This is a genomic window from Microbacterium sulfonylureivorans, assembly GCF_003999995.1.
GTDB lineage: Bacteria > Actinomycetota > Actinomycetes > Actinomycetales > Microbacteriaceae > Microbacterium > Microbacterium sulfonylureivorans.
This window is the reverse complement of the sequence record NZ_RJAD01000003.1, coordinates 335,989-356,715: the sequence shown is the minus strand read 5'-3', so window position 1 is coordinate 356,715 and position 20,727 is coordinate 335,989. Positions and strand designations below refer to the sequence as shown.

General features: G+C 70.5%; 20 protein-coding genes. 9 read left to right on the top strand and 11 right to left on the bottom strand.

The genetic code is table 11. The features are described from left to right. Positions 1 to 25: 25 nt before the first annotated feature. Positions 26 to 1,741, bottom strand: coding sequence for a helicase-associated domain-containing protein (locus EER34_RS15105; RefSeq protein ID WP_127476185.1), 1,716 nt, complete (start codon positions 1,739 to 1,741; stop codon positions 26 to 28). Then, positions 1,742 to 2,008, bottom strand: coding sequence for a multidrug ABC transporter ATPase (locus tag EER34_RS15100; protein WP_127476183.1), 267 nt, complete (start codon positions 2,006 to 2,008; stop codon positions 1,742 to 1,744). It lies immediately after the preceding gene. Positions 2,009 to 2,141: 133 nt separating this feature from the next. On the opposite strand from EER34_RS15100, the gene EER34_RS15095 reads away from it, so the two are divergent. Both EER34_RS15095 and EER34_RS15090 read left to right on the top strand, forming a co-directional pair. Continuing rightward, positions 2,142 to 2,525: a cold-shock protein gene (locus EER34_RS15095; protein ID WP_127476182.1), complete on the top strand. Its 384-nt coding sequence runs from the start codon at positions 2,142 to 2,144 to the stop codon at positions 2,523 to 2,525. After that, the gene (locus EER34_RS15090; RefSeq protein ID WP_127476180.1) at positions 2,509 to 3,576 is read left to right on the top strand and encodes a DUF3027 domain-containing protein; all 1,068 of its coding nucleotides are present in this window, start codon (positions 2,509 to 2,511) and stop codon (positions 3,574 to 3,576) included. Before EER34_RS15095 ends, EER34_RS15090 begins: the two co-directional genes overlap by 17 nt. A gap of 25 nt (positions 3,577 to 3,601) precedes the next feature. Here EER34_RS15090 and EER34_RS15085 read toward each other — a convergent pair whose 3' ends face one another. From EER34_RS15085 to EER34_RS15060, 6 genes are all read right to left on the bottom strand, one after another. Further along, complete coding sequence (locus EER34_RS15085; protein ID WP_240642411.1) at positions 3,602 to 5,902, bottom strand: exo-beta-d-1,3/1,6-glucosidase; 2,301 nt, start codon at positions 5,900 to 5,902, stop codon at positions 3,602 to 3,604. Further along, complete coding sequence (locus tag EER34_RS15080; protein WP_127476178.1) at positions 5,899 to 6,963, bottom strand: ABC transporter permease; 1,065 nt, start codon at positions 6,961 to 6,963, stop codon at positions 5,899 to 5,901. Before EER34_RS15080 ends, EER34_RS15085 begins: the two co-directional genes overlap by 4 nt. Positions 6,964 to 6,965: 2 nt before the next feature. Further along, the gene (locus EER34_RS15075) at positions 6,966 to 8,045 is read right to left on the bottom strand and encodes an ABC transporter permease (protein WP_127476176.1); all 1,080 of its coding nucleotides are present in this window, start codon (positions 8,043 to 8,045) and stop codon (positions 6,966 to 6,968) included. Continuing rightward, positions 8,042 to 8,851 carry an ABC transporter ATP-binding protein gene (locus EER34_RS15070; protein ID WP_127476175.1) on the bottom strand — a complete coding sequence of 270 codons (810 nt, stop codon included), beginning with the start codon at positions 8,849 to 8,851 and terminating at the stop codon, positions 8,042 to 8,044. The genes EER34_RS15075 and EER34_RS15070 overlap by 4 nt, the downstream gene beginning before the upstream one ends. Then, positions 8,848 to 9,672: an ABC transporter ATP-binding protein gene (locus tag EER34_RS15065; RefSeq protein ID WP_127476173.1), complete on the bottom strand. Its 825-nt coding sequence runs from the start codon at positions 9,670 to 9,672 to the stop codon at positions 8,848 to 8,850. The genes EER34_RS15070 and EER34_RS15065 overlap by 4 nt, the downstream gene beginning before the upstream one ends. Before the next feature lie 189 nt (positions 9,673 to 9,861). Next, positions 9,862 to 11,517: an ABC transporter substrate-binding protein gene (locus EER34_RS15060; RefSeq protein ID WP_127476172.1), complete on the bottom strand. Its 1,656-nt coding sequence runs from the start codon at positions 11,515 to 11,517 to the stop codon at positions 9,862 to 9,864. A gap of 182 nt (positions 11,518 to 11,699) precedes the next feature. Here EER34_RS15060 and EER34_RS15055 point away from each other — a divergent pair, with 182 nt between their 5' ends. Next, the gene (locus EER34_RS15055; RefSeq protein ID WP_127476170.1) at positions 11,700 to 12,332 is read left to right on the top strand and encodes a TetR/AcrR family transcriptional regulator; all 633 of its coding nucleotides are present in this window, start codon (positions 11,700 to 11,702) and stop codon (positions 12,330 to 12,332) included. Positions 12,333 to 12,359: 27 nt separating this feature from the next. Here EER34_RS15055 and serC read toward each other — a convergent pair whose 3' ends face one another. Further along, complete coding sequence (gene serC / locus EER34_RS15050; protein ID WP_127476168.1) at positions 12,360 to 13,472, bottom strand: phosphoserine transaminase; 1,113 nt, start codon at positions 13,470 to 13,472, stop codon at positions 12,360 to 12,362. A 73-nt stretch (positions 13,473 to 13,545) separates the two neighbouring features. Next, positions 13,546 to 13,875 carry a three-helix bundle dimerization domain-containing protein gene (locus EER34_RS15045; RefSeq protein ID WP_127476167.1) on the bottom strand — a complete coding sequence of 110 codons (330 nt, stop codon included), beginning with the start codon at positions 13,873 to 13,875 and terminating at the stop codon, positions 13,546 to 13,548. 109 nt (positions 13,876 to 13,984) lie between these two features. Between EER34_RS15045 and EER34_RS15040 the strand changes: the two genes are divergently transcribed. From EER34_RS15040 to EER34_RS15030, 3 genes are all read left to right on the top strand, one after another. Further along, the gene (locus tag EER34_RS15040) at positions 13,985 to 14,686 is read left to right on the top strand and encodes an iron-dependent transcriptional repressor DtxR (protein ID WP_127476165.1); all 702 of its coding nucleotides are present in this window, start codon (positions 13,985 to 13,987) and stop codon (positions 14,684 to 14,686) included. Between the two features lie 220 nt (positions 14,687 to 14,906). Then, on the top strand, positions 14,907 to 15,791 hold the full coding sequence (locus EER34_RS15035) for a M23 family metallopeptidase (RefSeq protein WP_127476163.1): 885 nt from the start codon (positions 14,907 to 14,909) through the stop codon (positions 15,789 to 15,791). 359 nt (positions 15,792 to 16,150) lie between these two features. Continuing rightward, positions 16,151 to 16,648, top strand: coding sequence for an HNH endonuclease (locus EER34_RS15030; RefSeq protein WP_127476161.1), 498 nt, complete (start codon positions 16,151 to 16,153; stop codon positions 16,646 to 16,648). 1 nt (position 16,649) lies between these two features. On the opposite strand, the gene EER34_RS15025 is transcribed toward EER34_RS15030, so the two are convergent. Then, positions 16,650 to 17,162, bottom strand: a complete 513-nt coding sequence (locus EER34_RS15025; RefSeq protein ID WP_127476160.1) for a MarR family winged helix-turn-helix transcriptional regulator — start codon at positions 17,160 to 17,162, stop codon at positions 16,650 to 16,652. A 39-nt stretch (positions 17,163 to 17,201) separates the two neighbouring features. On the opposite strand from EER34_RS15025, the gene EER34_RS15020 reads away from it, so the two are divergent. From EER34_RS15020 to EER34_RS15010, 3 genes are all read left to right on the top strand, one after another. Continuing rightward, complete coding sequence (locus EER34_RS15020; RefSeq protein ID WP_127476158.1) at positions 17,202 to 18,104, top strand: EamA family transporter; 903 nt, start codon at positions 17,202 to 17,204, stop codon at positions 18,102 to 18,104. Between the two features lie 105 nt (positions 18,105 to 18,209). After that, positions 18,210 to 19,037, top strand: a complete 828-nt coding sequence (locus tag EER34_RS15015; RefSeq protein ID WP_240642410.1) for a hypothetical protein — start codon at positions 18,210 to 18,212, stop codon at positions 19,035 to 19,037. A 1-nt stretch (position 19,038) separates the two neighbouring features. Further along, a complete protein-coding gene (locus EER34_RS15010; protein ID WP_127476156.1) occupies positions 19,039 to 20,700 on the top strand; it encodes a DNA polymerase Y family protein in 1,662 nt (553 codons plus the stop codon). Positions 20,701 to 20,727 lie beyond the last annotated feature (27 nt).

Sequence of the window (20,727 nt, the reverse complement as noted above, 5' to 3'; positions counted from 1 at the left end):
CGGGGCGGCGGCTGCGGCGGCGCGCTCACGCGGGTCGCACGCTGACGATGCTCGACACCGGCAGGGTCCGCTCGATGTCGGCCGCGCGGTCGCGGCCGCGGAGCCGCCCGCCGCCGAGCCCCGACGCCTCCAGCGTCATCGTGCGCTCCGACCCGTCGGGCATCCTCACCACGACCACGATCTCGGAGCGTGCGCGGACGGCCTGCTCGAGCTCGCGTCCGAGCCAGCCCTCTTCGCCCTCGGTGCCGTGTCCGCTGCGCAGGGCGGTGAGCAGGCGCGCGTAAGCCGCAGCGGGGGTCGTCGAGGATGATTCGACGGATCCGACCGCGCGCCGGCGGACGGGCTCGGGAGAGCCGTCGTCGTCGAGGGCGACCACCGGGTAACGTGCGTCGGCCAGAGCCCAGTACACGCCGTCGCGGGTGACCCGCGAGACCAGGCTGTCACCGTCCGACAGGAGGCCGAGCGGCCGCAGAGCCTGATCGATCGCGATGGTCTCGCGCAGCGACCGATCCGGGCTCTCGACCCTGGTGCGTCCCGTCGCGTCGTCCGACCTCACCCGCACGAGCCCGTGACGGGCGGCGGTGCTCTCGATGAGGTAGTCGAGCGGCTGCGGGATGCCTGTCAGCGAGATCTCCGCGAGGAAGCCGCGGATCGATCCCGCCGTCTCGCCGTCGGTCATCCCCGCGCCCAGCGACTCGGCAGTGAAGCGGTACGTCGAGGCCTGGGCGCGGGATTCGCGCACGGCGATGCTGCGCAGCCGCAGATCGAGGGCAGGTGCCAGCGGGCCGGGGGAGATCGCCGTCAGATCCGCCTGCAGATACACGCGGTCGATCTCGGCGGGAAGGTGCGCCGCGAGCCCGGATGCGTCCGCCGCCGCGCCGTCGCGCAGCGCCGCCGTCCACGTGAACTCCGCGCCGTCGGCGCCGAGGAGTCCCCAGCTCTCGCCGATCCGGCGGATCCGCGCCGAGCGCGCCGGCCAATCGGGGTCGAGGGGATATGCGGCGGGCCACGACGAAGGGTCGGCGAACCCGCCGTCGTCGGTGCGGAGGCCATCGGGGAGGGCGCTGCGGAAGCCCTCGGCGACGATGGCCCAGCGATCGGCGGTCGGCGACTCGAGCCACCGCTCGCCGGCCGCCGTCACGCTCCACAGTCGTTCCTGCGCCGATGCCAGACCGGCCGCCTCGGCTGCGGCGAGCAGGTCTTCGAGGTCGTCCGTCGCGCCGAGGGCGCCCGCGTCCGTGAGCCGCTTGCGCTCGGCGGCGCTGACCGAGCCGGAGCCGGTCCGCGCGAACGGCGAATGAAGGCACGCGAGGAGCACATCGGCGAGTGAGCCCGCCGTGCCGAACGCGCGCTCCGCCGCCGCGGCGGACGCGCGGTCGTCGGCCGTGATGCGCGCCGCGGCGGGCGGCTGCTGCTCGAACACGCCGGGATGGCCGGACACCAGGACGGCGACGCGGTCCTGGACGGCGTCGTACGGATGGCCCGACTCGGCGACGAGCGCGAGACGGGTGAGCTCGCCGTCGGTGATGGGGGTGCCGGACGCGAGGGCGGAGAGGGCGGTGCGAGGAAGCCGCACGAGGGCGCGGTCGAGGGATGCGGCATCCATCAGCGCCTCGGCGGCGTCGAAGAAGTCGTGCCAGGAGGACGAGGCGGGCACGCCGCGACCGGCGAGCGTCGCGGCCAGGGCGTGGTCGTCGCGCGCGGCCAACCAGGTCGCCAGGGCCCGCTCGTCGGAGACCACTCAGCCGCCTCGGTTCGCCCGAGCCCTCCGCGCGAAGCTCATGATGAGGACGGCCAGGATCATGGCGAACGCGATGACGGGCGCGATGTAGACGAGCACGCCGACGAGGGGCCAGATGCCGGTGCTCATGTCGGCGCCTGAGGCGGAGGCGATCATGATCGCGAAGAAGCTCACGATCGACAGCGCGAGCAGGCCCAGCGACATGAACGCCAGGATGCGGTCGATCCGCCGGACGGGGACGTCCTCGGCGGGAGTGTTCTTGCTCATCCGCTTCAGCCTAGCGGCTGGGTCCCCGGCGCGGACGCCACACTGCCCCTTGCCGTAGGCTGGGGGCCGGGATCTGTCGATCCCTGTTCCGTCATGCCCGCGTCACATCGGCGCCGTACACAGCGAGGTCTCCATGCCCACCGGCAAGGTCAGGTTCTACGACGAGGAGAAGGGGTTCGGCTTCATCGTCACCGATGACGGCCAGGACGTCTTCCTGCACGCCACGGCCCTGCCCGCAGGCACCCCGGCGCCCAAGGCCGGCGCCCGTCTCGAGTTCGGCGTCGCCGACGGCAAGCGCGGGCTCCAGGCGCTGTCGGTGCGGGTGCTCGAGGCCCCCGTCAGCCTCGCGAAGCGCTCGCGCAAGCCCGCGGACGACATGGCCATCATCATCGAAGACCTCGTGAAGCTGCTCGACGGGATCGGCGGCGACCTGCGTCGCGGCCGCTACCCCAGCGGAGCCCACTCGAAGAAGGTCGCGGCCGTGCTGCGCAAGGTCGCGGATGAACTCGACGACTGATCCGGCCGACGGCCCGCTCGACGGCGAGTCGCCGTCGAGCGACGCGCCGGAGGTCGATGAGAGCGAGGTCGCCTCGGTGACGGATGCCCCGTCCCCGGAGCCTGCCGAGGCTGAGACGGAGGCAGACGTCGAGGCTGAGGCTGAAGCCGACCTGCAGCCCGCTGCCGAGGCGAAGTCGACCGCGGAGCCGGAGACGGATGTCGAGCCCGGGGCCGGCGTGGAAGCGGAGTCCGAGTCGGGGCCCGAGGTCCAGATCGAGGCCGAGTCGGTCCCTGAGCCTGAGCCTGACGTCGAGCCCGACCCGTCGCTGTTCGAGTCGCACGACCTGGCGCTCGCGGCACTGCGGGAGATCACGCCGGCATCGACGATCGGTGAGGTCGCCGGCCACCGCGTCGAGCGCGGCGGTGTCGTCTCGCTGCGCTTCGAGAACCGGCTCCCCGGTTATCCGGGATGGTTCTGGACCGTGAGCCTCGCGCGCGTCGAAGACGCTGAGCCGACCGTGCTCGAGGTCGAGCTGCTGCCCGGCGACGGTGCACTGCTCGCTCCCGACTGGGTGCCGTGGGCCGTGCGACTCGCCGAGTATCAGGCCGCCCAGGCGGCCTTGGCCGAGACGCCGCACGCTGCCGCCGACGAAGAGCTCGATGAGGACCTCGAGGGTCTCGACGACGTCGACGACCTCGACGCAGCGGACTTCGACGAGGACGGATCGAGGATCCTCCACGCGGGCGACGTCGACGGCGTCGACATCGACGAGCTCGACGACGACGCGGACGACGACGAGTCGGATGACGACGACGACGAGGACGAGGACGAGTCGGACGACGACGAGTCGGACGACGACGAGTCGGACGACGACGCGGACGACGACGAGTTGGATGACGACGACGCGGATGACGACGACGAGTCGGATGACGACGACGAGTCGGACGACGACGACGAGTCGGACGACGACGAGTCGGACGACGCTGACGACGACGAGTCGGATCACGACGACGCGGACGAGGGCGACTCCGCAGGGAGTTCCGACGAGGGCGACGACGCGAAGGAGTGACTCGCCGCGCCGCCGCCCTCGGGGCTCAAGGGGTGAGCGCCGCTGCGACCGCCATCTCGACCGGGCGCTCGGCACCTCCTGCCGACACCGAGAAGCGCGCGCTCAGGAGCGCCTCGTCGCGTGACGACGGGCCCACCAGCAGCTCGAACTCCCCGGCCTCGACGACACGGCGGCCGGCGGCATCCACGATCGTGCAGTCGGCGACCGCGATCGCAAGCTCGACCGTCGCCTCGGCGCCCTGCTCGACGTCGACGACGGTGAACCCCTTGAGTTCCTTGTCGGCCCAGCTGACCGACGTCACACTGTCGCGCACGTAGGCCTGGACGACCTCGCGCGCCGGCCGTGAGCCGGTGTTGCGCACGGTGACGCTCGCGCGGACGGTGTCGCCCGCGCCCAGCACGGGCTCGTCGATCCGCAGGTCCGAGTACTCGACGCGTGTGTACGACAGTCCCTCGCCGAACGCGTGCGCGGGGCTCTGGGTGAGGTCGGCGTAGCGCGACCCGTGCTGCCCGCGCAACTGGTTGTAGTACGTCGGCTGCTGGCCGACGTGGCGTGCGAAGGAGATCGGCAGCCGGCCGGATGGCTCGATGAGCCCGAGCAGCAGTTCGGCGATCGCGCGACCGCCCTCCATGCCCGGGTTCGCCGCCCACACCAGGGCCGCGGCATCCGTCACCGACTGCGGCAGCACGAGCGGCTTCGATGCGAGCAGGACGACGATGAGGGGCTTGCCGGTCGCCGCGAGCGCCTCGAGGAGCGCCTGCTGGCCGCCGAGCAGTTCGAGGGTCGCGGTCGAACGGCCCTCGCCCACGAGCTCGACGCGGTCGCCCACCACCGCGACGACATAGTCGGCGGCTTCCGCTGCCGAGACGGCCTCGGCGATCAGTGCGGCGTCCGGGGTGACGGGCACGACGATCTGGGGCCGGGGCTGCCCGTCGGGGAAGAAGGCCCCTTCCGGATCCTCTTCGAGGGTGAGGATGTCGGCGCCGCGCGCGTGCGCGACCTCCCAGGTCGACGGGGCGTGCGCGCGCAGGCCGTCGAGCACCGTCGTGATGAGCTCGCGCGGCTGACCGTCGGGCAGCCAGTCGACCTGGCCCGACGAGCCGGCCCAATCGCCGAGCTGCGTCTGGGCGTCGTCGGCGAGGGGCCCGACCACCGCGATTCGGCGCGGCGTCTCGTCGACGCCGAGGGGAAGCGTGCCGTCGTTCTGCAGCAGCACGAGCGAACGGCGGGCGGTCTCGAGGTTGAGCGCGACGTGCTCGGCGCTGCCGATCACCGTCTCGATGCGCTCGTCGTCGGGAAGGCGCGGGTTCTCGAACAGGCCGAACTCGAACTTCAGGCGCAGGATGCGCGACAGCGCGCGGTCCAGATCACCCTCGGCCATGAGCCCCCGCTCGATCGCCATGAGCGCGCCGTGGAAGAAGCCCGGCGTGGTCATCACCATGTCGTTGCCGGCCTTGACCGCCGCGGCTGCGGCGTGCGGGTAGTCGGGCTGCACCTTCTGCTCCCACACCATGCGGCCGACGTTGTCCCAGTCGGTGATGAGGGTGCCGGTGTAGCCCCACTCGCCGCGCAGCACATCGTTGAGCAGCCAGTCGTTGACGGTGATGGGCACGCCGTCGGTGGTCTGGTAGCCGAGCATGAACGTGCGGCACCCCTCACGGGCGACGCGCTCGAACGGCGGCAGGAACCACGACCGCAGCTTGCGTCGCGAGATGTCGGCCTCGCTCGCGTCGCGCCCGCCCTGCGTCTCGGAGTACCCGGCGAAGTGCTTGGCCGTCGCGAGGATCGCGTCGGGATCGTGGAGACCGCCGCCCTGGTATCCGCGGACCATCGCCGAGGCGAGCTCGCCGATCAGGTGCGGGTCCTCGCCGAACGTCTCATCGATGCGGCCCCAGCGCAGGTCGCGCGCGATGCACAGGACGGGGGAGAACGTCCAGTGGATGCCGGTCGCCGACACCTCGGCCGCGGTCGCGCCGGCCACCTGCTCCACGAGCGCAGGATCCCACGTCGCCGCCATGCCGAGCTGGGTCGGGAAGACCGTGCCGCCCTCCCAGAACGCGTGGCCGTGGATGCAGTCCTCGCCGACGAGGAGGGGGATCCGCAATCGCGTCTGGAGCGTCAGGTCTCGGGCACGCAGCACGCGCGCGGGGGAGGCGTGCAGGATCGATCCGGCGTGCATCCGGAGTATCTGGTCGTCGAGGTCCTCGCGGGCGTCGAGCTGCAGCATCTGCCCGACCTTCTCCTCGAGGGTCATGCGACCCAGCAGATCGGCGATCCTCTCCTCGACCGGAAGCTCGGGGTCGAGATAGGGTGCGTCGTTGGTCACAGATTCTCCTGTCGGGATGTCGCGGGCGCGGTGCGGACGGCAGTGACGGTGTCGTTCACGCTCATGCCCTTCTTCTTGAGGGCGCGGGCTCGCTCGCCGGCGGACCGGAGACGGGGGTTGACGTACTCGTCGATGCCGAAGTTGATCAGCGAGAGCGCGACGCCGATCGCGGCGATGCACAGGCCGGGAGGCACGAACCACCACCACTGGCCCTGGCGGAAGGCACCCTGCGCGCTCGCCCAGTTGAGGATCGTGCCCCAGTTGTACGTCGTGACCGGGATGATGCCGATGTACGACAGGGTCGTGAGGCCGATGATCGCGGCCGTGACCGTGCCCACGAAGCTCGCGGCGATGAGCGCCATGAGGTTCGGGAGCATCTCGACGGTGATGATGCGGTGCAGAGGCTCGCCGTTGGCGCGGGCGGCCAGCACGAAGTCGCGGCTGCGCAGCGACATCGTCTGCGCGCGGAGCACGCGCGCGCCCCAGGCCCAGCCTATGAGGCCCAGGATTCCCGCGACGAGGATGAGCGGCGGGTCCTCGTACATCGAGGCGACGATGATGATCAGCGGGATGCCGGGAATCACGAGGAACACGTTCGTGAGCGCCGACAGGCCCTCGCTCCGCCAGCCGCGCAGGTAGCCCGACATCACCCCGACGACGATGGCGAGGACGGTGGCGATGATCGCGGCGAGGAAGCCGACCACGATGACCCCGCGGGTGCCGTGGATGACCTGGCTCAGCACGTCCTCGCCGATGTGGGTCGTGCCCAGCCAGTGCGCCGCCGACGGCGGCTGGAATCGTGCCGTGTTGTCGACTTTCGTCGGCGAGTAGGGGGCGAGCACGTCGGCGAGGATCGCGACGAGCACGAAGAAGCCGAGGATCGACAGGCCCGCAATCGACTTTCCGTTGCGGAACATCGCGAAGGCGGAGCCCAGCTTCGACCAGAACGTCGGCCTCTGAGGGGCGGCGGCGCCTCCAGAAGGCGACGGAGCACGCAGCGTGGCGGTCGCGGGAGTGTTCGCCGGACGCTGCGCCGCGGTGTCGTTGATGATCGTGTCCATGCTCAGGCCTCCGTCTGGCGCGTGCGCGGGTCGAGGAATGCGTAGGCGACATCGGCCAGGAGGTTCGCCAGCAGCACCGAGATCGTGAGCACGAGGAACACTCCCTGCATGAGGGCGTAGTCCTTCGCGTTGGTGGCGTCGAGCAGCAGCTTGCCGACGCCGGGATAGCTGAACACCACCTCCATGACGATCGTGCCGCCGACGATGAACCCGAGCGCGAGCGCGAAGCTCTGGATCTGGGGCAGCACCGCGTTGCGCGCGGCATAGCGCCAGAGCACCCGGTTGTTCGGCATGCCCTTTGCCTGCGCGACCATGACGTAGTCCTCGTCGAGCACTGTGAGCATCATGTTGCGCATGCCCAGCATCCAGCCGCCGAGGGAGGCGATGATGATGGTCGCTGCGGGCAGGAAGCCGTGATGGACGACGTCTCCGACGAACTCCCACGACCACTCCGGCGTGACTCCGACGCCGTACGCCTTGCCGATGGGGAACCAGCCGAGCGTCACCGAGAACGCCGAGATGGCGAGCAGGCCGAGCCAGAAGTAGGGGATGGTGCTGAGGAATGTCGTGATCGGGATGAGCGCGTCGAGCCGGCTGCCGCGACGCCAGCCGACGATCGCGCCGCCGATGGTGCCGATCGCGAACGCGATGAGCGTCGCGAAGCCGACGAGGCCCACGGTCCAGATCAGCGACTGGCCGACCACCTCGGTCACCGGGCGCATGCCGTGCAGCAGCGAGATCCCGAGGTCGCCGCGCAGGAGCAGTCCCCAGTAGTCGAGGTACTGCTGCCAGAGCGTCTTGTCGGTGTCGAGGCCGAGCAGCGCGCGCAGAGCCTCAGCAGCCTCGGGCGTGACGTTGCGATTGCGGGCGAGGTACGCGCTCACCGCGTCGCCCTTCATCAGGCGCGGCAGGAAGAAGTTGATCGTGATCGCGGCCCACAGCGTGAACAGGTAGAACAGGACGCGGTTGCCGAGGAAGCGCCAGGGGATGCGGGCGCGGGCTTTGACGGCGCCGGTCGCCGTCGTGCCCGCCTCGATCGCATCGAAGTCCGGAGTCGGCAGCTGGGGAGCGACGGCGCTCACTTCTCACCTCCGACGATGCCGGCTGCGTGAGCGAAATAGGTGTCCGGATCGGGGGACGCCGCGCGCAGCTCTTGGGTGTACGGGTTCTGAGGACGCAGGATCACGTCATCGGCGGGGCCGCGTTCGACCACTCGCCCCTGATTGAGCACGAGGATCTCGTCCGAGAAGTGGCGGGCGGTGGCGAGGTCGTGCGTGATGTAGAGCACGCCGAGCCCCTCCTCGCGCTGCAGGTCGGCCAGCAGGTTGAGCACGCCGAGGCGGATCGACACGTCGAGCATCGAGACGGGCTCGTCGGCCACGAGCAGTTTCGGGCGGGATGCCAGGGCGCGGGCGATCGCGACGCGCTGGCGCTGGCCGCCCGAGAGCTCGTGCGGCCGGCGGTCGATCACCGAATCGGCGTCGAGGCGGACGCGGCCGAGCAGACGCCGCACCTCATCCTCGATCTGATCCTTGGGGACGACCGCGTCGAGCTGGAGCGGCCGCTGGACGGCGTAGCGGATCGAGTGGTACGGGTTCAGCGATGCGAACGGGTCCTGGAACACCATGCGCAGCTGCTGGCGGTATGCGCGCAGGCCCTTGCCGCTGCGGGGGATCGGCTCCCCGTCGATGCGCACCTCGCCGCTCGTGGGCGACTCGAGCTGGGTCAGGATCTTCGCGATGGTCGACTTGCCGCTGCCGGACTGGCCGACGAGGCCGATCGTCTGGCCCGAGCGCAGCGTGAAGCTCACGTCGTCGAGGGCCTTCATCTGCCCGGACCCGCGCACCGAGTACACCTTGGTGACGGCGTCGAACTCGAGGACGGTCATCGGTGGACCACCCCTCTCTCTCCGGTGAGTCGTGGGAACGAGGCGAGCAGCGTGCGCGTGTAGTCGTCCTGCGGGTCGGTCCAGATCCGCTCCGCGGTGTCGAGCTCGATGATCTCGCCGTCGCGCATGATCGCGATCCGGTCGCTGATCTCGAGCAGCAGCGGGAGGTCGTGGGTGATGAAGATCACCGAGAAGCCGAACTCGTGACGCAGGTGCGAGATCTGACGCAGGATCTCGCGCTGGACGAGCACGTCGAGGGCGGTGGTCGGCTCGTCCATGACCATGAGCTGCGGGCGCAGCGCGAGCGCCATGGCGATCATGACGCGCTGGCGCATGCCGCCCGACAGCTCGTGCGGGTACGAGCGGTAGCGCTGCGCACCCACCTTGACGATCTCGAGCAGATCGACGACCGCCTCGCGCCGCTGCGAGCGGGAGAAGGCGGGTCGGTGGACCTCGAAGACGTCCTCCAGCTGAGATCCGATGGTGGCGACCGGGTTCAGCGAGTTCATCGCGCCCTGGAAGACCATCGAGATCTTGTCCCAGCGGAAGCGGCGCATCTCCTCGGCGCCGAGGCTGTTGAGGTCGACGTCCTCGCCCGTCGCGTCGTGGAAGACGACGGAGCCGCTGGTGATCACGGCCGGGGGCTTGAGCAGGCGCTGGACGCCGTAGGCGAGGGTCGTCTTGCCGCACCCGCTCTCGCCGGCGAGTCCGAGGATCTCACCCCGCTGGAGTTCGAGGGTGACGTTCTTGACCGCCCGGACCGGCGGATCGACGTCATAGACGATCGAGAAGTCGTGGACGGAGAGCAGCGAATCTCTCATCGGTGTGCTGGTTCGCTTTCGTGAGGGCTGACGTGCAGGCGGGGCGGATGCGGCAGCAACAGTGCTGACGTGCAGGCGGGACGGATGCCGCAGCAACAGTGCTGACGTGCAGGCGGGACGGATGCCGCAGCAACAGTGCTGACGTGCAGGCGGGACGGATGCCGCAGCATCCGTCCCGCCTGCGGTGCGTCAGTCGGCGGGCTGCAGCTCGGTCAGGATCTGCACGATCGCGGGCTGCGTCGGGTCGGCCGAGGCGTACTGGTCGTCCTCCGACGGCCATCCGACGTAGTTGCGCGTGTTGAACTCGCCCAGGAGCGGGTGCGCACCCAGCGGGATCGCCGGCACGTTCTCGACGAAGGCCGTCTGCATGACCTCGAGAGCGGCTTCACGGTCGGCGTCCGTCGCTGCGTTCGCGTACGTGTTCAGCGCTTCGGTGACCGCGGGGTCGTCGAAGCGGCCGAAGTTGAACGCCGCCTTGTCATCGACGATCCACTTCGGGTCCATCGTCGACGTGTACAGGCCGTACGCGTTGCCGGTGTCCTCGAGCCAGTGGATGATGGCCTGGAAGGTGCCCTCCTGGCGCGCGGCATCCCAACCGCCCCAGTCGGGCTGGTCGACCTTGACGTCGATGCCGAGGCCCTCCTTGAGCTCTTCGGCGATGAGCGCCTGCTCGGTGTTCCAGTCGCTCCATCCCGCGGGGACCGAGATCGAGAACGAGACAGCCTCGCCGTCCGGGTCGATGAGCGTCTCGCCGTCCCAGGTGTAGCCGGCGTCCGTGAGGACCTGGCGCGCCTTGTCGATGTCGACGGCGTAGTTCTGGCCGGCGTACTCGGGGATGACCTCGTCCTCCAGCAGCGCACCCAGACCGGTGACGCTCCAGACCGCCTCGCTCGCGCCTTCGCGCGCGATGTCGACGTAGGCCTGACGGTCGATCGTCCAGGCGAGGGCCTCACGGAGCGCGGGGTCGTTGAACGGCTTGGTCTGCAGGTTCATGAACAGCGTTCCGGCACCTGCAGTGGGCGAGACGAGGAACTTGTTGTCGGGGTCGGCCGACAGGTAGCTGTCTTCGATCTGCGGGATGAACGCCTGCGCCCAGTCCGCCTCGCCCGTCGCGAGCGCGGTCGTGAGGGCAGCGTTGTCGCCGTAGGAGACGTAGTGCAGTTCGGGTACGGACAGTTCGCCGCCCCAGTAGTCGGGGTTCGCCGTGAGGGTGACCGACTCGGTCGTCCACGAGTCGAGCACGTAGGGACCGGTGCCCACGACCTGGCCCTCGCCGGTGAGCGGGTCGGTGTTCGGGTCCTCGATGTCCGCCCAGATGTGCTCGGGCACGATCTGGAAGTGGAGGACGCGGGCCTGCTGGGTGTACTTCGAGCTGTTGAAGTCGATCGTGACGGTGTCGCCGTCGACGTTCACGCTCTTGATGTCGAGCGCGTTGGTGTCGTTGAGCTTGCCGTCGAGCACCTGGTTGAAGGAGAACGCGATGTCGTCGGCGGTGAAGTCCTCGCCGTCGCTCCACTTCACGCCGCTGCGGGCCACCGCGGTGAGCTGCGTGTAGTCGTCGTTCCACTCCACGGACTCGGCCAGCCACGGCGTTGTGCCGAGGTCGCCGGTCGGGTTCACGAGTGCGAGGGACTCGAAGATGACCTTGCCGTAGGCGTACTTCGAGGCGGATGAGTCGCCCAGGTACGGGTTGTTCGACTCTGTCGTGATCGCGCCGTCGGGCTTGGCGATGGTGAGTGCCGCACCGGGCTCGGAATTGCCGGAGTCCGTGCCGCCGGCTGCGCAGCCGGTGAGCACGATCGCCGCGGCGATGCCGACGGCGACGAGGGAGGACCTAAGCCTCATTGCTTCTCCTTCGTGATGTGACGTCGGCGTACTCACGTGAGTCACCACGACGTCGTGGGGGGTGATTGCGGGGATTAGGTTACAAGCTAGTAAGTAAGTAATGCAACCGAGTCGATCTGCGACCGCATCCGACTCGTGCGTAGACTCTTGATCCGCCGGATGAGTCGAGGGGGCGGAAGCCAGTGACCGAGCAGCGCAGACAGCCGCGTTCGCGACCCGAGACTCTCGCGCGCCGACGCGACATCCTCGACGCCGCGACCGAGATATTCGGGGCCAAGGGGTTCACCGGCGGCACCCTCCAGGAGATCGCCGACCAGGTCGGCATGACCCACGCGGGCATCCTCCATCACTTCGGCTCCAAGGATGCGCTGCTGCTCGAGGTGCTGCAGCATCGTGATGAGACCGATGTGGCCGACCTGGAGGAGCAGCACATCCCCGACGGGATGGATCTGTTCCGCCATCTCGTGCGCACCGCGTTCGCGAACGCCGACCGACCGGGCATCGTTCAGGCGTACGCCGTGCTCTCGGCCGAGTCCGTGACGCATGACCACCCCGGCCGCGACTTCTTCCAGAAGCGGTATGAGACCCTGCGGGGCGAAGTCGCGCACGCATTCGCCGTCGCCTGCGCCGAACGCGGCATCCGCGAGCCGGAGACGGTCGCCTACGCGTCGACGAGCATCCTCGCGGTCATGGACGGCCTCCAGGTGCAGTGGCTGCTCGACCCGACCGCGCTCGATCTGGGGCGCGCATCCGAGTTCGCGATCGAGGCGATCGTCACCGCGGTGCTCGCGCCCTCGCCCTCGCCACTCGTCTGAGCGCCGATGTCCCGGTGAGGCGCCGGATCAGAGGTTCTCGACCGTGTAGTCGATGCTCTTGATCAGCTGGCGGACGTCGTCGGGCTCGATCGAGACGAACGTCGCCACCCGCAGCTGGTTGCGGCCGAGCTTGCGGTACGGCTCTGTGTCGACGATGCCGTTCGCGCGCAGGCTCTTGGCGACGGCGGCCGCGTCGACGGCGTCGTCGAAGTCGATGGTGACGACGACGGGGGAGCGGTCGGCCGGGTCGGCGACGAAGGGCGTGGCGAAGGCGGATGCCTCGGCCCAGCGGTACAGCGCGCTCGAGGACTCGCGGGTGCGGGCATCCGCCCACTGCAGCCCGCCGCTGTCGCGGATCCAGTCGAGCTGGCGGTCGAGGAGGAACAGCGTCGCGAGTGCCGGCGTGTTCAGCGTCTGGTTCAGACGCGAGTTGTCGAGCGCGTTCTTCAGGCTCAGGAACTCGGGGATGTAGCGGCCCGACGCCGCGATCCGCTCGATCCGCTCGATCGCGGCGGGGGAGACGAGCGCGAACCACAGCCCGCCGTCCGAGCCGAGGTTCTTCTGCGGCGCGAAGTAGTAGACGTCGGCCTGGTGGATCGAGAAGTCGATCCCGCCGGCGGCGCTGGTCGCGTCGATCACGGTCAGGGCGCCGTCGTCGCCGGTGATGCGCTCCACGGGCGCTGCGACTCCGGTCGAGGTCTCGTTGTGCGGCCACGCGTACACGTCGACGCCTTCGACGGCTTCGGCGGACGTGCGCGTGCCGGCGGCGACCTCGCGCACATCGGGGGCTTCGAGCCACGGGGCCTTCGCGGCGGCGGCGAACTTGCCTCCGAACTCGCCGAAGACGAGGTGCTGGCTCCGCTTCTCGATCAGGCCGAAGGCCGCGGCATCCCAGAACGCCGTCGACCCGCCGTTGCCGACGATGACCTCGTAGCCGGAGGGGAGGCGGAACAGCTCGGCGAGTCCGGCGCGCACCTGACCGACGAGGTCCTTCACGGGCGCCTGGCGGTGCGAGGTGCCCAGCAGGGCCGCCCCTGGGCCCGCGAGGGCGGCGAGGTGCTCGGCGCGGATCTTCGACGGACCGCAGCCGAAGCGTCCGTCGGCGGGCAGGATCTCACGGGGAAGCGCGACGTGGGGCATGGCTCGATTCTAGGCTCGGGCGAGTGCGACGCCCGGGTCGCATGACGCGAGGTGACGTCCGGCCGCGCGGTCGTCAGTTGTCGAGTTCGCCCAGCAGCAGTCCGGTCTGCTCGGTGCGGCGCTCCACCTCGAGCGGGTCGAGGTCGGGCTCCACCGCGTGCCCGGCGACGATCGCCGTGGCGCTCTGCTCGGACAGCGGCACAGGGGTCGCTTCGCGGCGCAGCACCTCGTGCGCCTCATGCTCGACGAGGACGGGGACGAACTCCGTCACCTTGGCGCCGTCGAAGCGGTGCAGCTCCTCGTCGACGATCGCGGCGACGCGGTCGGGCGGGACGGAGGGGAACCGTTCCGTGAGCCGCTGGACGACGGCATCGATGGGCGAGTGATCGGCATTCGCGCTCATGCCTGAATCATGCGGCGGGACGCTCGTCGGCGCAAGAGCGCACCGGCGCCCGGTGTCGAGGGAATGGATAGGCTGTCCTCGCCCCTTCGACGAACGAGGACACCGCGAGATGACCGACCTGATCGACACCACCGAGATGTACCTGCGCACGATCCTCGAGCTCGAGGAGGAGAACATCGTTCCCCTGCGCGCGCGCATCTCCGAGCGCCTCGGACACTCCGGGCCCACGGTGTCGCAGACCATCGGCCGCATGGAGCGCGACGGACTCGTGGTCGTCTCCGAAGACCGCAGCCTCGAGCTCACCGGCTCCGGTCGGCAGAAGGCCGTCGACGTGATGCGCAAGCACCGCCTCGCCGAGCGACTGCTGTCCGACGTCATCGGCCTGGACTGGGCCTATGTCCACGAAGAGGCCTGCCGCTGGGAGCACGTCATGAGCGAGCAGGTCGAGCGTCGCCTCGTCGAGCTGCTGGGGCATCCCACCGAGTCGCCGTACGGCAATCCCATCCCCGGACTCGACCAGCTCGGCGATGTGCCGGCGAGTGGGTTCGAGCAGGGCGTGGTCGGACTCGTGCGTCGTCTGAACGAGGCCGGCGAGCCGATCTCGGGCACCGTGCGCCGCCTCGCCGAGCCCGCACAGGTCGACCCCGAGCTGCTCCAGCAGCTCAAGGGCGCCGGTGTTCTCCCCGGCAAGAGCGGCGACTACCGCTACAGCGAGGGCTACGTCCTGGTGCAGATGCACGGCAGCGACGAGGGGCTCGAACTGCCCATCGAGGTGGCGTCCCACATCTTCCTGGTCGACGAGCGCCGCTGAGCGATCGCGCAGCCCCATCAGGGAACTGCCAGGCGATGAGCGTGACAGATTCGTTACCTTCGGGTAGCCTCGAACAGTCCACTAGGCGAGAAGCCCGCCGACGGACCCCGCGCTGATTGCCTCCCTGGCTCGTCGTCGTCGCGGTGAAGCCCGCATATCGTGCCCCGACACCGAATGCCGACGAGCCAGCGCCGACGGCGCAGAGGCGCCGGAGGACAGTTTGGCTGAACAGAACGATTCGCTCGCGAACGAGCCCGAGCACGCCGCGACGAGTCTGACCCGTCGCACGCGTGTGCGGCGCCCGGTCGGCCGTCGCAACAAGGCCGTCGCGACCGTCGCCCCCACGCCCGCCTCGACTCGTCCCGCTCCATCCAAGGGCCCGAACCGCGTGGTCAAGCCTCTGCGCAGCCTGGTGATCCTGACGATGGTGGGCGGTCTCATCGCGACCGTCGCGCTTCCCGCGTTCGGTGCGTCGCTTCCGGTCGAAGAGGCCAAGACCGTCCAGCAGATGGCGGTCGACGACGCTCAGTCGCTCGTGATCGCCTCAGATGCCACCTCGACCCAGCTGAGCCGCGAGAGCTACTCCGCGACCACGGCCGAGGAGATCGAAAAGAAGAAGGCCGCCGAGGCGGCCGCGCAGCGCGCACGCCTCGCAGCGAGCGTCGCCTCGACCATCAAGGTCGACCTCAACATGGTGGCTCCCGGTTCCGGCGCGGTCCGCTGGCCGCTCTCGGGCTACACGCTCGGCGAGGGCTTCGGCACGCGCGGCGGCGCCCACATGGGCGTCGACATGCTCGCGCCCGCCGGCACGCCGATCTTCGCCGCCGCCGCCGGTGTGGTCAAGGTGTCGCAGGAGAGCTACGGCGGCTACGGCGTGGCCGTCACGATCGACCACGTCATCAACGGCCAGCGCGTCGGCACCCTCTACGGACACATGACCTACGGCAGCCGCCAGGTCGTCGCGGGTCAGACCGTCCAGGCCGGTCAGGTCATCGGGCTCGTCGGCAGCACCGGCCGCTCGACCGCGAACCACCTGCACTTCGAGACCTACATCAACGGCTCGAATGTCGACCCGTACGCGTGGCTGCAGGCCAACGCGGGCTGATCGACCCTGCATCTCGACGATCCCCTCGGCGCTCCGGCGCCGGGGGGATCGTCTGTTCGCCGACACGCCACGCGTCGTTCACCGCCGTCTGCGGCCCGTGCCGCACATACGTGCGTTAGCCTGAAACCCGACGCTGAGAGCAGCGGAGGGAGCCGAAGATGGGCATCACACCACGCATCCGCACCATGGATGCGCTCGGACGCCTTGTCCTTCGGCATCGTATGACCGGATGCCACGGCCAGACCGTGGCGCTATGGCGCTGTCAATAGACAGCGCCTTTTTTCATACCCCTGCGCCGCTTGATCGTCGCGCAAGTCGAATCACCGGGAAGCCGTCCCGGCCGTTCGAGAGGATGATCAATGCGCACTCTGGTGCTGAATGCGGGCTACGAGCCGCTCGCCGTCGTGTCGTTCAAGCGGGCCCTTGTGCTCGTGATGAATGAGAAGGCGGTCGTCATCGAGCACACCGACAACGATCCGGTCTGGGGCACGAGACGCGCCTACGATCGCCCGGCGGTGATCATCCTCACGCGGTACGTGAGGGTGCCCGGCGGACGCCGTGTGCCGGTGACCCGGCGCGGCGTGCTGCGTCGCGACTCGCACCGCTGCGCGTACTGCGGCACGTCTGCGTCGACGATCGACCACGTGCTGCCGCGGTCCCGCGGCGGCGGCGATTCGTGGGAGAACCTGGTGGCGTGCTGCCTCCGCTGCAACAACGTCAAGGGCGACCGCACGCCGCAGGAGATGAACTGGGAGCTCCGCTTCATCCCGCACCCCCCGCGCGGAGCGCAGTGGACCGTGCGGGGCACCGAGCGCACCGATCCGCGGTGGGAGCCGTATCTGGCCCTCGCCGCGTAGGTCAGCGCGCGTCCAGGACCTGCAGCCAGCGGCTGAGGATCGGCTCGAGGGCCGCGGCATCCGCCGATCCCAGTTCGGCGATCAGGCGGTGCTCGTTGGCGAGGTGCGCGGTGAACGCCCGGTCGATGAGGTCGAGACCGGCCGGGGTGAGTCGCACCAGACGGCGGCGTGCATCGGATGCCTCGGCCCGCCGTTCGACGAGCCCCCGGGCGGCGAGCCGGTCGACGCGCTTGGTCAGCCCGCCGGTGGTGACGAGCGTGTGGTCGGCGAGTTCGCCAGCGGCGCGCTCGTAGGGCGCTCCGGCGCGGCGGAGGGTGGCCAGCACGTCGAACTCGCCCTCGTTCAGGCCGTACTCGCCGTAGACGGCGACGAGTCGGTCGGTGAGCTCGAGGGCGATCCGATGCAGCCGGGCGATGACGCCCTGCGGTGAGGGATCGAGGTCGGGGCGCTCGCGGCGCCACGCCTGCTGGATCTCGGCGACACGATCGAGCGGTTCGCGGGCGGAAGCATCCATGCGCCCATCTTATCTTCCCGGTAAGATAAAGTGTCTTCCATGGAAGATAAAAGCTGGCGATGGATCGCCGTCACCGCGATCGCGCCGATCGCATGGGGCAGCACGTACGTCGTGACACGCAACCTCCTGCCGCCGGAGTCGCCGCTGTGGGGCGGCGTGCTGCGCGCCCTGCCGGCGGGGCTCCTCGTGCTGCTGATCGCACGGACGAGGCCCCGGGGATCGTGGTGGTGGCGGTCGCTGGTGCTCGGCACGCTCAACGTCGGCGGATTCTTCGTGCTCGTCTACATCGCGGGGCAGCGACTGCCCTCGAGCCTCGCGGCGACGCTGATGTCGGCATCCGCCGCCGGGATGCTGCTGTTCGCGTGGCTGCTGCTTCGGCGTCGTCCTCGTGCCGTCGCGGTCGCCGGAGCGGCTGTCGGGCTCGGCGGAGTGGTCGTGATGCTGGGATTCGACGTCGGCGGGGTCGACGTGTGGGGGGTCGCGGCGTCGCTCGGCGCCATGCTCGCCTCGTCTCTCGGGTTCGTCCTGACGGCGCGCTGGGGATCGGAGGTGCCGGCGCTCGCGATGACGGCGTGGCAGCTGGTCGGCGGCGCGCTCGTGCTGCTGCCCGCCGCGCTCCTCGTCGAGGGGGCGCCGCCCGCACTCACGCTGGAATCGGGGCTCGGCTTCGCCTATGTCACGCTCGTGGCGACGGCGCTCGCGTACGCCGCCTGGTTCGCCGGGCTGCGTCACCTCGCTCCGGGCGTGGTCGGCGTCGTCGGCCTGCTCAATCCGGTGACGGGCGTCGCGCTCGGGGTGGTCGTGGCGGGTGAGGCGTTCGGGCTCCCGCAGGCAGCCGGGGTGGCTCTCGTGCTCGCGGGGATCGCGCTGGGGGCACTGCCCGGGAGTGGGGCATCTCGACGGGCCGGCATCATGCTGCGCCCCGCGATCCGTCGGACGTAGAGTCTCGTGTCGGCATTCGCTCCTCGGTGGTGCGGATGTCAGAGATAAGAGTTATCTTCGATTCCTGCGATTGAAATACTAGAACATCAGTTCTAGTCTGTGGGAATGAGGGCGATCGTGCAGCTCACGGCATCGCATGGGCAGGAGCCGGTGTCGGCGAGCCCGGTGTCGGGAGACGCCGTGTCGGGAGACGCCGTGGCGGGAGGCGCCGTGGTGGGAAGCACCGTGGTGGGAAACACCGTGGCGCGGCTGCGTGCCCAGCTCGAGCGGGTGCAGGGGCGCAAACTCGATGCGCCGGTGCTGCCGGTTCATCCCACCCTCGCGTCCCTCCTCCCCGGTGGTGGACTGCGCCCGGGGGCGGCGTACTCCCTCCCGAGGTCGACGTCGCTGCTGCTGGCCCTGCTCGCACAGCCGTCGCAGTCCGGGTCATGGTGTGCGGCGGTGGGCCTGCCGCGGCTCGGCGCCGAGGCGGCCGAGGCGCTGGGGGTCGACCTCTCCCGGCTCGTGCTCATCCCCGATCCCGGTGTCCGGTGGCTCGCGGTGACCGCGACCATCGCCGAGGTGCTCCCCGTCGTCGCCGTGCGCCCGTCCGGTCGCGCGTCCGACGGCGAGATCGCGCGCCTGGCCGCACGCCTGCGTGACCGGGGCGGCGTGCTGCTCGTTCAGGGCCCCTGGCCGCAGGCCGAGGCCGTGCTCGAGGTGACGGATCCCGTGTGGGCGGGTGTGGGTCGCGGCCACGGCTATCTCTCCGCGCGCGAGGTCACCCTCACCTCGTCGAGCAGGCGATGGCCACGCTCCCGACGGGCGCGGGTGATGCTGCCGGATGCCTCGGGCCACGTCTCCGCCGCGGCCGAGACGGTGCGCGCCGTCGAGCCGGTGCGCGCGTTCGGCGACGAGCGCTTCGTGCCGCTCGAAGCGAGGGCGGTCGGCTGACATGGCGGTGGAGTCTCCTGTCCGGAGCCTCGTGCTGTGGTTCCCCGACTGGCCTGTGACAGCGTTGACGCGCGACGGCGGCGGCCTGGCGGGGGGCGTGCCGCTGGACGCGTCCCGGGCGGTGGCGGTGATGGAGCGCAACCTCGTGACGGCGTGCTCGGCGACGGCGCGGGCCGAGGGGGTGCGTCGCGGCCAGCGCCGCCGAGACGCGCAGGCGCGCTGTCCGGGGCTCACGGTCGTGCCGGCCGACGCCGCGCGCGACCAGCGGGCCTTCGCTCCCGTCGTGGCGCGCATCGAGGAGCGGGCTCCGGGGGTGCAGCTCGTGCGTCCTGGGCTGTGCGCCCTGCGGGCGCGGGGTCCTGCCCGCTACTACGGGGGCGAGATCGAGGCGGCGCGCGTGCTGCTCGAGACGCTGCGCGATCTCGGGCTCGGCGATGTGCGGGCGGGCATCGCCGACGGTCCGTTCACCGCCGAGCAGGCGGCAAAGGCGGGAGCGAGCGCGTCCGAGCCGGTGTTCTCGGTGCCGGCGGGCGGTGCCGCCGGGTTCCTCGCGCCGCTGTCCGTGGCGGTGCTCGACGCCTCCTCTCTCGGGGCAGGAGGTTCGGCGCCGGCCTCCGCATCCGCCGACCTCGTCGGACTCCTCGCCCGGCTGGGGGTCCAGACGCTCGGGGAGTTCGCGGCCATGGACGCCGATCGGGTGCGCGAGAGGTTCGGCGAGCGCGGCATCCGTCTCCACGCGCTCTCCGGCGGGCGCGACTCCCGGCCCGTCGAGCCGCGCATCCCGCCGCCGGAGCTGCACCGCGAGATCGCGTTCGAGCCACCGCTCGAGATCGCCGACCAGGTCGCGTTCGGCATGCGCGTCACCGCCGACGACTTCATCGGGGGGCTCGGCGCGATCGACCTCGTGTGCACCGAGCTGCGGGTCGAGCTCATCGGCGACCGAGGCGAGCGCAGCGAGCGGGTGTGGCTGCACCCGGGCTCCTTCGACGCGGCGGCGGTCGTCGACCGCGTGCGCTGGCAGCTCGCCGAGGACGTCGGGGAGCGCGGAGCCGGGGGAGCCGGGGGAAATGAGCGAGGAGGTCTGCGCAGCGGGGTCGCGGTGGTGCGGATCTCGCCGGAGGCGGTCGACGCGGCATCCCATCACGCCCCGGCGATCTTCGGCGGCGGCCCCGAGGAGCGCGTGCACCACGCCCTGTCCCGCGTGCAGGCGATGCTCGGGCATCGCGGCGTGCTCACCCCGGCGATCGGCGGCGGGCGGTGGCTGGTCGAGCGACAGGTGCTCGTGCCGTGGGGCGATCGGCACGCGGCGGGTGCCGACGGACTCGCCGCGCAGCGGGCGCGGCCCTGGCCGGGGAGCCTTCCCGATCCGCTGCCGGCGACCGTGTTCGCCGAGCCCGTCCCCGTCGACGTGCGCGCGCTGGGAGGAGAGACGATCGATGTCGATGACCGCGGCATCGTCTCGGCCGTGCCGGCGCTGCTCATCGAGAGCGGGCGCCGACGGGCGATCGAGGCGTGGGCGGGGCCGTGGCCGGTGGTGGAGCGGTCGTGGGATGCCGCGCGCGCGCGGCGGTCGCACCGGTTCCAGGTCGTCGACGCCGACGGCGGGGCGTGGCTGCTCGTGTGCGACGGCGACGTGTGGACCGCGGAGGCGACCTATGACTGAACGCACCCGGCGAGAGGACCGCCGCTG